Here is an 8737-nt window from a genome sequence, read left to right on the forward strand (position 1 = left end):
CGGCGGTGGCGGCCGCACCCGCGGCCACCCCGATCGCCAAGGCGCACGCCACGATCGCGAACCCGCCGCGCCCACGGCGCAGGCACGCCGCGGCCGTGGCCGCCACCAGCGCCAGCACGACGCCGCCGATTCCGTCGAGGTACAACGCGGCCAGCGCCGCTGCCCACACCCCGACGGCCACCACGGCGAGCCGCAGGTCCACGGGCACCCGATCCCCGTCGGTGTCGGGCGCGAGCATCTCCCCGAGATATTCCTTAAGGGACATTCGTCGGCCCTTTCGCCGTCGGGTGAGCGGAACCCGGCTCCGCCCACCCGACAAGTCACCGTCTCGATGAACGACTGGTCAGACGGTCACCATGCTGGAGAGCTTCTTCAGGGTCGCGGGACCGATCCCGTCGACGTCGGTGAGCTGATCGACGGAATCGAAGCCCCCGTTCTTTTCCCGATAGGCGATGATGTTGCGCGCCGTCACGGGGCCGACCCCCGGCAGCGTGTCGAGCTGCTCCTCGGTGGCGTCGTTGAGGTTGACGGGTTGGCCCGGCGCGGCGGGCTGGCCGCCCGCGGACGGGTCGGCCGAGGTGCCGTCGCCGCTGGGCTTGGGTGCCTGTGACGGGTCCGCCGGGGCGGCGGGCTTGTCGCTGCCGTTCACCACGATCATTTCGCCGTCGTTGACCTTTCGAGCAAGGTTCAGAAAACCGGCCGACTTCGCCTCGGGCCGCAGGCCCCCGGCCGCCTGGATGGCATCGGCCACCCGCGCACCCGAGCGGACCTTCACCATTCCGGGGTGCACGACGTCGCCGACGACGGACACCAGGACCGGCCGGGCACCGTGCTCGCCGCCGTCGTGGGTCGCGGCCACCGGCATCGCCTGCGGGGCCTGCTGCGGGCTCGGCCAGGAGAACCACGCCGCCGTGGCGGCCGCCACGGCGACCACCAACATCAACATCGCCAACACGCCCCGTGTCCTTCGGTCAAAGCGAATGCGGGCGCCGCGCAGGCCCAGCCAACCGGCGACGGCGCCGTCGGCCCGCCCGTCGGGAACCGTGTCCTCACACGGTTCCCCGGTTCGGGTGTCGACGACCTCGTCGCAGGAATCCGGCGGCGAGTCGTCGGCGGGAGGCTTCGTCAACCGGCCCAGCCGGTCGCGCACCGCCGCGGCGAACTCCGCCTGCTTCGAGGTCCTGTGCTTACCTGTGGAAACGCCCCGCGTCGCGGGGACTTGAGTCGAAATACTCATGCCCGGTCCAACGAGCCCACGCCGACCAAGCCGCAAGCCCGTCCGAAGCCTGTGGATAAACCCCGCTCTGTGGATAACCCGGTGGACCCCTACCTCGGTGCCTGGAAGCCGCCGATCCTCTGCTCGAGCAGTTCGGCCAGCCGCAGCGGGGTGCGGTCCTCGAACATCGGACCGATGAGCTGCACCCCCACCGGCAGGCCGTTTCGGGCCCGGCCCGCTGGTATGGCGGTGGCGGGCAGGCCGGGCATGGTGGCCAGACCAGCCCACACGAACTGGTCGAAGTACGGGTGCTCGACGCCGTCGATGTCGATGCGACGCTCCATCGGGTTGGGGCTGTGGTCGTGCGGAAACGCGGGAGTCGGCGTGATCGGACACACCACGGCATCGAACTCGGCGAACAACTGCCGCCAGCCGTGACGATGCAGCTCCCGGCGGTTGTTGGCCTCGAGCCAGTCGCGGTGGCTGAACACCATTCCACGCAGCCGCGTCGCGTCGAGACTCTGGTCGTGCGCGCTCAGGCCCGCAGCGCGGGTCCGCAGCTGCTCGTAGGAATCGACGGGAAAACGTGCGACGGAACCCGAAACCAGCAACTGCATGTAAATCACGGCGGCCTCGGTCAGGTCGGGCAGCAGCGGAGTGCGCCGTTCGACGCGGGCGCCGCCGTCGGCAAGCGCGTCGGCCACCCGGTTCACGCCCGCCCTCACGGCGGAACCGGTCGGAATGAGCGGATGATCGTCGACGATCAAGACCCGGAAGTCGCCGAGACGATCGTGGCGCGCGGGCGGCAGCGCCACGTCGTGTGCCTTGCCGAACGTCAACGGGTCCGGTCCGGCCATGACGTCGAGCAGGAGCATGAGGTCGCGGGCGGTGCGCGCCATCGGACCGACGACGGCGAGGTCGAGGTCGACCGGCAGGGCCGGTGCCGGCGGCGCGACCATGCCGCGGGTCGCCGCCAGTCCGAGCGTCGGCTTGTGCGCGTAGACGCCGCAGAAATGCGCGGGGGTGCGCAGCGAATTGGCGAGGTCGGAGCCGATGGACAGCGCGCCGAACCCGGACGCCAGGGCCGCCGCCGATCCGCCGGAGGATCCACCCGGCGTGCGATCGTGATCCCACGGATTGTTGGTGGTGCCGTAAATCTCGTTGAAGCTCTGCATATCCTGCAGACCCAAGGGCACATTGGTCTTACCCAATATCACCGCGCCCGCGGCCTTGAGCCGCGACACCTGTACCGCGTCCTCGTCCGGCACATGGTCGCGGTGTTGCGGCATGCCCCAGGTCGTGGGCAGCCCCGCCATGTTGTACGACTCCTTGACCGTCACCGGAATGCCGAGCAGCGGCCGGACCTCGCCGCGGGCGCGCGCCCGGTCGGCATCGCGCGCGGCGGCCCTCGCCCGGTCGAAGTCCGGCACGCAGATCGCGTTGATCATCTTGTCGTCGCGCTCGATACGGGCGATGGCCTCGTCGGTCAGTTCCGCCGAGGTCACCTCACCGGCGCGCAACGCGGCCGCCAACCCTTCGGCCGTCTGAAAACTCCACTCCATGGGCGCGAAGCTACCGGCCCCTGAAGCGGGCCACAAAATATCAATTCGCGCAACGGGACAGGCGTCTCAGCCGCGGCGGTGCACCGCCGCGCCCAACAGTCCCGGGCCGCAATGCGCCGCCAACACCGCGCCCACCTCGGAGATATGCAGGTCCCGCAGGCGGTCCTCCAGGCGCTCCCCCAGCCGCACCGCGAACTCCTTGGCCCGCTGCGGCGCCTGAAGATGATGCACCGCGATGTCGACCGGTCCGTCGTGCGCGGCCGCCAGCACCAGATCCTCCATGCGCGACAACGCCCTCACCGAGGTGCGCACCTTGTCGAGCAGCTTGACCTGACCGTCGTCCACATGCAGGATCGGCTTCACCGACAGCGCCGTCCCCAACAACGCGCCCGCCACCCCGATCCGGCCCCCGCGCCTCAGGAACTCCAACGTGTCCACATAGAAGTAAATCTCGGTGGCCCGCGCCGCCCGCTCGGCCCGCCGCACCACCTGCGACGCGTCCGCCTTGCGCCGCGCCGCCGCCGCGGCCGCCAACACCGCGAAACCCAGACCCATGCCCGCGCTTTCGGAGTCAACCACCCGCACCCGGTCACCGAACTCGTCCGCCGCCAGCGACGCCGCCTCGCACGTGCCCGACAGCTTCCCCGACAGATGCACCGACACCACCGCCGAGGCGCCCTCGCGCAGCAAACGGCGATAGACCCGGGCGAACTCCCCCGGCGCCGGACGCGACGTCGTCATCTCCACGCGCCGCTCGCCGAACGCCCGATAGATATCGGCGGCCGTCACATCGACGCCCTCCGCGCCGCACACCCCGTTCACCGCCACCTGCACCGGCACCACGGTCACGCCCCGGCGCTGCGCGGCCTCCGGCGGAAGGCACGCAGTCGAATCGGTCACCACCGCAACAGGCATAACCGCCACCGTAGCCGACCCCCGGCGGGGCCGCGCCCGCGCCGGTGCCCGCGGTTAATGAATCACCTTGGCCGTCTTCACCTTGAAGGGCGTGCCGGTCTGGCAGGTCGACATCGAATCCCCGGCGATCTCGCCGGTCAACTCCACCCGGTCCCCGCCGTGCAGCTTCTGCGCCGTCGACCCGATCAGCCGGTAGGTGGTGCCCTTGTACTTCAACAGGACGCACCCCTCCTCGGGACCGTTGTGCACCGTCCCCGACAGGGTCAGCTTCTTGCCCGCGCTGCCGCCGTCGCTGCTGGAGGGCCCGGGGGTCTTGGAGTCGGCGGGGTTGGGCGAGGAGCTGCCGCTGGCGCTCGACTCGTCCTGCGACGACGAATGCGACTTCTTGTCATCGGCGGCGGGCTTGCCGCTACCGCAGGCGGCCACGCCCGTCATCAGCACCGCGCCGATCACGGCCGCGCCAACTACGCGTTTCACAACGTTTCGCATGACCCTGTGACGGCCCGCGAGCCGCGCGGGTTCCCCTCGCGGTCAGGAATTCTCCGCCGACAGGTTGTATCCGTGCATGCGCCAGCCCGAGGCGTCGCGCTTCAGATCCGCCCAGTGGCAGTTGCCCAGACCCGACACCGTGCTGGCCTGGCCCTGCTCCCAACCCAGAAACGCCGCGATGCCCTGCCGGGACGCGCCGCCGTGCGTGACCACCACCGCGGTGCCGTCGCCGACCCGGTCGGCGACATCCCGCAGCGCCTCGACGGTGCGGCGCGCCACCCGCGTCGGCGCCTCGATCCCGGCCAGCGCGAACGGAAGCTGCTTGTTCCAGCGCTCGAACGTCGCCGGGTAGCGCTCGGCGATCTGGCGGCGGGTGAGGCCCTCCCACGGGCCGTAGGCGCGCTCCCGCAGGCGCTCGTCGGTGTCGAGCCCCACCCCGGCGGCGTCGGCGACCATCCGCGCGGTGTCCAGGGCACGCCGCAGGTCGCTGGACACCACCATGGTGGGCCGCTCGTCGGCGAGCCGCTTCGCGGCCTGGGCGGCCTGAGCCCTACCGGCGGCGTTCAGGTCGACATCGACGCTGCCCTGAAACCGCCCCTCATCGTTCCACTCGGTTTGGCCGTGACGCAGGACGATAATCCTGCTCACGCCGCATCCCGCAGCGACGCTGACGGCTCGCCTCCGCGCGCCTCCAGCGAATCGCGATACGACTGGTCCACGAACTCGATGGCCGGGCAGTCCTTCCACAGGCTGTCCAGCGCGTAGTAGTCGCGTTCCTCCGAGTGCTGAATGTGGATGATCACGTCGGCGTAATCCAACAGCACCCAACGGCCCCCCTTGAGGCCCTCGCGCCGTTGCGGTTTCACGTCGAGTTCGCGCCGCAGCGTGTCCTCGACCGCGTCGACGATCGCCAGTACCTGTCGCTCATTGGGTGCCGAGGCGATCATGAAGATGTCGGTGATGACCACTTCGTCGCTCACGTCCAACAACACGATGTCGCGGGCCTTCTTGTCGGCCGCTGCCTGCGCGGCCCTGAGCGCCACTGTCCGGGCGAGGTCTGTCGCTACCACTGGCTTCCTTACGTCGGGGTCACTGTGAGTCCAGTTTCTCACGGAGGACTGACAACATACTTGGGCTTTTTCGGTGATTCGTCCCGCCGATACAGCCGCCGCGAGGCGATATACCCCGCCACCGCGTCGGGCACCAGGAACCATACGGGGCCGCCGCGCGCCACCCGCCGCCGGCAATCCGTCGACGAGATGTCCAACGCGGGCGTGTCGACCACCGTCACCTCGGTGCCGGGCGGCAGCCGCGTGTCGTCCAGCTCGAAGCCCGGACGACCCACCGCCACGAACGTCGCCAGCGACACCACCTCGTCGGCCGCCTTCCAGGTCGACAGGTTGGCCAGCGTGTCCGCGCCGACAATGAAGAACAGCCGCGCGGAGTCGCCGTACTCCTGGCGCAGATCGCGCAGCGTGTCGATCGTGTACGTCGCCCCCGGGCGCTCGATGTCGACCCGGCTCACCCGGAAAGCCGGGTGCGCCGCGGTCGCCAGCACCGTCATGGCGTACCGGTCCTCGGCGGGGCTGATGGTGACATCGGCCTTCTGCCATGGCTGCCCGGTGGGAACGAACACGACCTCGTCCAGGCCGAGCCGGTCGGCGACCTCGCTGGCGGCGCTCAAATGCCCGTTGTGGATCGGGTCGAAGGTTCCGCCCATGACACCGACCCGCCGGGCCGCCTCGGGCCTCGCCCGTGTGCTCATCGCGACGTCGTCACCCCCACTGGGTCCCTGGCCCGATCGTAACCCCGCCGCACATCACTGACCACGCACTCGCAGCGCGCGCCGCATGTCGTCGGCGTCGTCGGCGACCACCCGCCGCAGCTGCGGGGACAGATCCTCGCGGCCGGCCAGCTCCTCCGCGGCGCGCTGGGTGTCGGCGTCGACGGCGAACCGCGGGAACATCTCGTGACCCAGATGCATGGCCTCCCACGGCATTCGCCCGCCGATTCCCTCGGGTGCCTCGGCGAAGTACCGCGCGACATACTCGGCGGTGAGCTCCGTCTGCTCGGGCCACCAGAAGCCGCGCGCGACGGCGCGCAGCTCGTGGTTCGACAGCGCGCGGTCGGTCATCACGGTCTCCCAGGCCGTCCGTTTCGCCTCGGCGTCGGGACGCGACACCCGGCAGGTGGACGCCTGCTTGTGGCCCTCCGAACTGGGGTTGAGCCGCAGCCGCTCGGCGATGTCGGCCTCGGACGCGGCGCCCAGGACGCTGAGCCGCAGCATGATCCGCCAGCCGAGGTCCTCGTCGACGACGACGCCGTCGGGCACGTCGCGTCCGTCCAGCAGGGCCCGCAGCCACTCGACGTCCGTGGACGTCGCGACCTGGGCCCGCAGCGCGCACAGCTGCGCGTCGCCGCCCGGTTCGGCCGACGCCCCGATCCGGCGCGCCAACTTCTCCAGCCGCCCCGCCGCCCCGCCGCGGTCGCCCGGCGACAGGTACTGGTCGATGTTGACCCGCGCCAACGTGAGCTGCTGGTCCAGCTGCGAGATCAACGACTCGTGAGGCAGCGCCGCCTCCAGCACGTCCAGATACACCGAAACGGGAAGCTCCCCGTCGCGCACCATGTCCGCCAGCATGTTCCACACCAGGGCCCGCGCCATCGCGTCATCCACCCTCGGCAACACCGACGGCAGATTGTGCACACTGTTCTCATCGAGACGGATCTTCGCGTAGGTGAGGTTCTCGTCGTTGAGCAGCAACAGATCGCAGACGTCCGCTCCGATCAGTTCCGGGACCGGGGTGCGCTCTCCGTCAACGTCCAAAGTGATCCGTGCGCCGCGGACGGCCCGTCCCGACTCGACGCGGTACAGGCCGAGCCGCAGCCGATGCGGGCGCAGCGTCGGGTGCTCGGAGGACGCCGTCTGCACCACCTCCGCGCGCGTGTAACGGCCGTCAACGATGTCGACGTCCATGCGCAGCGTGCTGGGGCCACAGGTGCGCAGCCATCGCGCCGACCAGTCGTCCAGGTCGCGTCCGCTCGCGGACGCCAGGCTCGCCATCAGGTCCGCCAGGGAGGCGTTGCCGTAACGGTGCTTCGCGAAATAGTCGCGCAGGCCCTCGAAGTAGGCGTCGCCGCCCACCCACGCCTCCAACTGGTTGAGCACCGCGCCGCCCTTGGTGTACGAGATGCCGTCGAAGTTGTTCAGGGCCTCGCCGCTTTCGTTCACGGTCCCGGCCACGGGGTGCGTCGACGGGCGCTGGTCCGCCGAATACCCCCACAGGGTGCGCAGGGCCCGGCCCGCCCGGCCGCCCGTGAAGCGGGTGCCCTCCACCGCGCCACGGATGCCCATGCAGTCGGCGAAGGACTCGTTGAGCCACAAGTCCTCCCACCACCTCAACGTCACCAGATCGCCGAACCACATGTGCGCCATCTCGTGCGCGATGGTCTCGGCACGACTCTGGCGCTGGGTCTCGGTGACCGCGGAACGGAACATGAACGCCTCGTCCCGAAACGTCACGCAACCCGGGTTCTCCATGGCGCCGGCGTTGAACTCCGGGACGAAACACTGGTCGTAGGTGTCGCCGAAGGCGTACCGCACGCCGTACAGCTCGTGAAGCCGATCCCAGACGCCGAAGGTGACCTCGAACAGCTCCTCGGTGTCGGACTCCAGGGCCTCGGCGTAGGAACGGCGGGCATGCAACCCGAAACGGACGCCGTCATGCTCCCGATAGACCGAGCGGTACGGACCCGCCACCAACGTCATGAAATACGTCGCCAACGGCCTGGTCTCGGCGAACTCCCACCGACCAGGCGACACCTGGGCTCCGCCCTCATTGGCGACCACCGTCCAGTCCTCGGGCGCCGTGACCGTCAACCGATACGGCGCCTTCAGATCGGGCTGCTCGAAACAGGCGAACACGCGGCTCGCCATGTCCAGGAAACCCATCATGTACGTGTAGGTGAGGCCGTCCTCGGGATCGGTGAAGCGATGAAGGCCCTCCCCCGCGTGCGAGTACTCCATGTCCGCGACGACCGTCAACTCATTGTCCGAGGCCAATCCCGGCAACGGAAGCCGACCGTTGTCGAGGTCGTCCACACTCAGCTCACGACCATTCAAAGTGGCCGAATGAAGCGTCCGCGGCGCGACCTCCACAAACGTGGAGACACCCTCCTCGGCGCTGGTGAATCGAATGGTCGCCGTCGACCCGAAGACCTCCGACCCGCGGGTCAGGTCCAGATCCACGTCGTACGACGTCACCGAAATCATGTCGTGGCGGGCGATGGCGGCATCGCGGCTCAGGCTTGGCATGATCCCGATCCTGCCACACTTCACTGAGTTACATAATGGACAAAACCTGCGCAGGGCAAAGTAAAACCCCGCAGCCACAAAGTGACTACGGGGTTTAAAAAAGTCCGGCGGTGTCCGTGTTTCCCGTCCCCTGTCGGGGAGAGTATCTGTGGCGTGTGGTGGCTTAACTACCAGGTTCGGGATGGAGACTGGGTGTTTCCCACCAGCTATAACCACCGGCACAATTTTTCACCCTGGGTC

Annotated in this window: 9 protein-coding genes and 1 rRNA gene; all 10 read right to left on the reverse strand. The window is 69.3% G+C overall.

The genetic code is table 11. The features are described from left to right. Positions 1-265 (reverse strand): hypothetical protein (locus VE172_RS16015; RefSeq protein ID WP_324802933.1); only part of this gene is annotated, 265 nt, incomplete at its 3' end. A 78-nt stretch (positions 266-343) separates the two neighbouring features. Next, the gene (locus VE172_RS16020) at positions 344-1237 is read right to left on the reverse strand and encodes a ComEA family DNA-binding protein (protein WP_324802934.1); all 894 of its coding nucleotides are present in this window, start codon (positions 1235-1237) and stop codon (positions 344-346) included. A gap of 89 nt (positions 1238-1326) precedes the next feature. Continuing rightward, positions 1327-2778 carry an amidase gene (locus VE172_RS16025; RefSeq protein ID WP_324802935.1) on the reverse strand — a complete coding sequence of 484 codons (1452 nt, stop codon included), beginning with the start codon at positions 2776-2778 and terminating at the stop codon, positions 1327-1329. A 66-nt stretch (positions 2779-2844) separates the two neighbouring features. Further along, positions 2845-3693: a DegV family protein gene (locus tag VE172_RS16030; RefSeq protein ID WP_349258414.1), complete on the reverse strand. Its 849-nt coding sequence runs from the start codon at positions 3691-3693 to the stop codon at positions 2845-2847. A gap of 54 nt (positions 3694-3747) precedes the next feature. Next, positions 3748-4170, reverse strand: a complete 423-nt coding sequence (locus VE172_RS16035; RefSeq protein ID WP_324802937.1) for a hypothetical protein — start codon at positions 4168-4170, stop codon at positions 3748-3750. Positions 4171-4224: 54 nt separating this feature from the next. Beyond that, on the reverse strand, positions 4225-4830 hold the full coding sequence (locus tag VE172_RS16040) for a histidine phosphatase family protein (protein ID WP_324802938.1): 606 nt from the start codon (positions 4828-4830) through the stop codon (positions 4225-4227). Beyond that, positions 4827-5252, reverse strand: coding sequence for a ribosome silencing factor (rsfS, locus tag VE172_RS16045; RefSeq protein ID WP_324802939.1), 426 nt, complete (start codon positions 5250-5252; stop codon positions 4827-4829). Before rsfS ends, VE172_RS16040 begins: the two co-directional genes overlap by 4 nt. A 38-nt stretch (positions 5253-5290) precedes the next feature. Further along, complete coding sequence (gene nadD, locus VE172_RS16050) at positions 5291-5947, reverse strand: nicotinate-nucleotide adenylyltransferase (RefSeq protein WP_324802940.1); 657 nt, start codon at positions 5945-5947, stop codon at positions 5291-5293. Positions 5948-6001: 54 nt separating this feature from the next. Continuing rightward, on the reverse strand, positions 6002-8497 hold the full coding sequence (pepN, locus tag VE172_RS16055) for an aminopeptidase N (protein ID WP_324802941.1): 2496 nt from the start codon (positions 8495-8497) through the stop codon (positions 6002-6004). 102 nt (positions 8498-8599) lie between these two features. Continuing rightward, positions 8600-8717 (reverse strand): 5S ribosomal RNA (gene rrf / locus VE172_RS16060). Between the last annotated feature and the right edge of the window lie 20 nt (positions 8718-8737).

Source organism: Stackebrandtia sp. (assembly GCF_035643755.1).
Lineage (GTDB): Bacteria > Actinomycetota > Actinomycetes > Mycobacteriales > Micromonosporaceae > Stackebrandtia.

What these genes read in the sequence shown, in the direction of transcription:
- VE172_RS16020 (WP_324802934.1), bottom strand. Translation starts at nt 1,237, where the DNA reads ATGAGTATTTCGACTCAAGTCCCCGCGACGCGGGGCGTTTCCACAGGT.
- VE172_RS16025 (WP_324802935.1), bottom strand. Translation starts at nt 2,778, where the DNA reads ATGGAGTGGAGTTTTCAGACGGCCGAAGGGTTGGCGGCCGCGTTGCGC.
- VE172_RS16030 (WP_349258414.1), bottom strand. Translation starts at nt 3,693, where the DNA reads ATGCCTGTTGCGGTGGTGACCGATTCGACTGCGTGCCTTCCGCCGGAG.
- nadD (WP_324802940.1), bottom strand. Translation starts at nt 5,947, where the DNA reads ATGAGCACACGGGCGAGGCCCGAGGCGGCCCGGCGGGTCGGTGTCATG.
- pepN (WP_324802941.1), bottom strand. Translation starts at nt 8,497, where the DNA reads ATGCCAAGCCTGAGCCGCGATGCCGCCATCGCCCGCCACGACATGATT.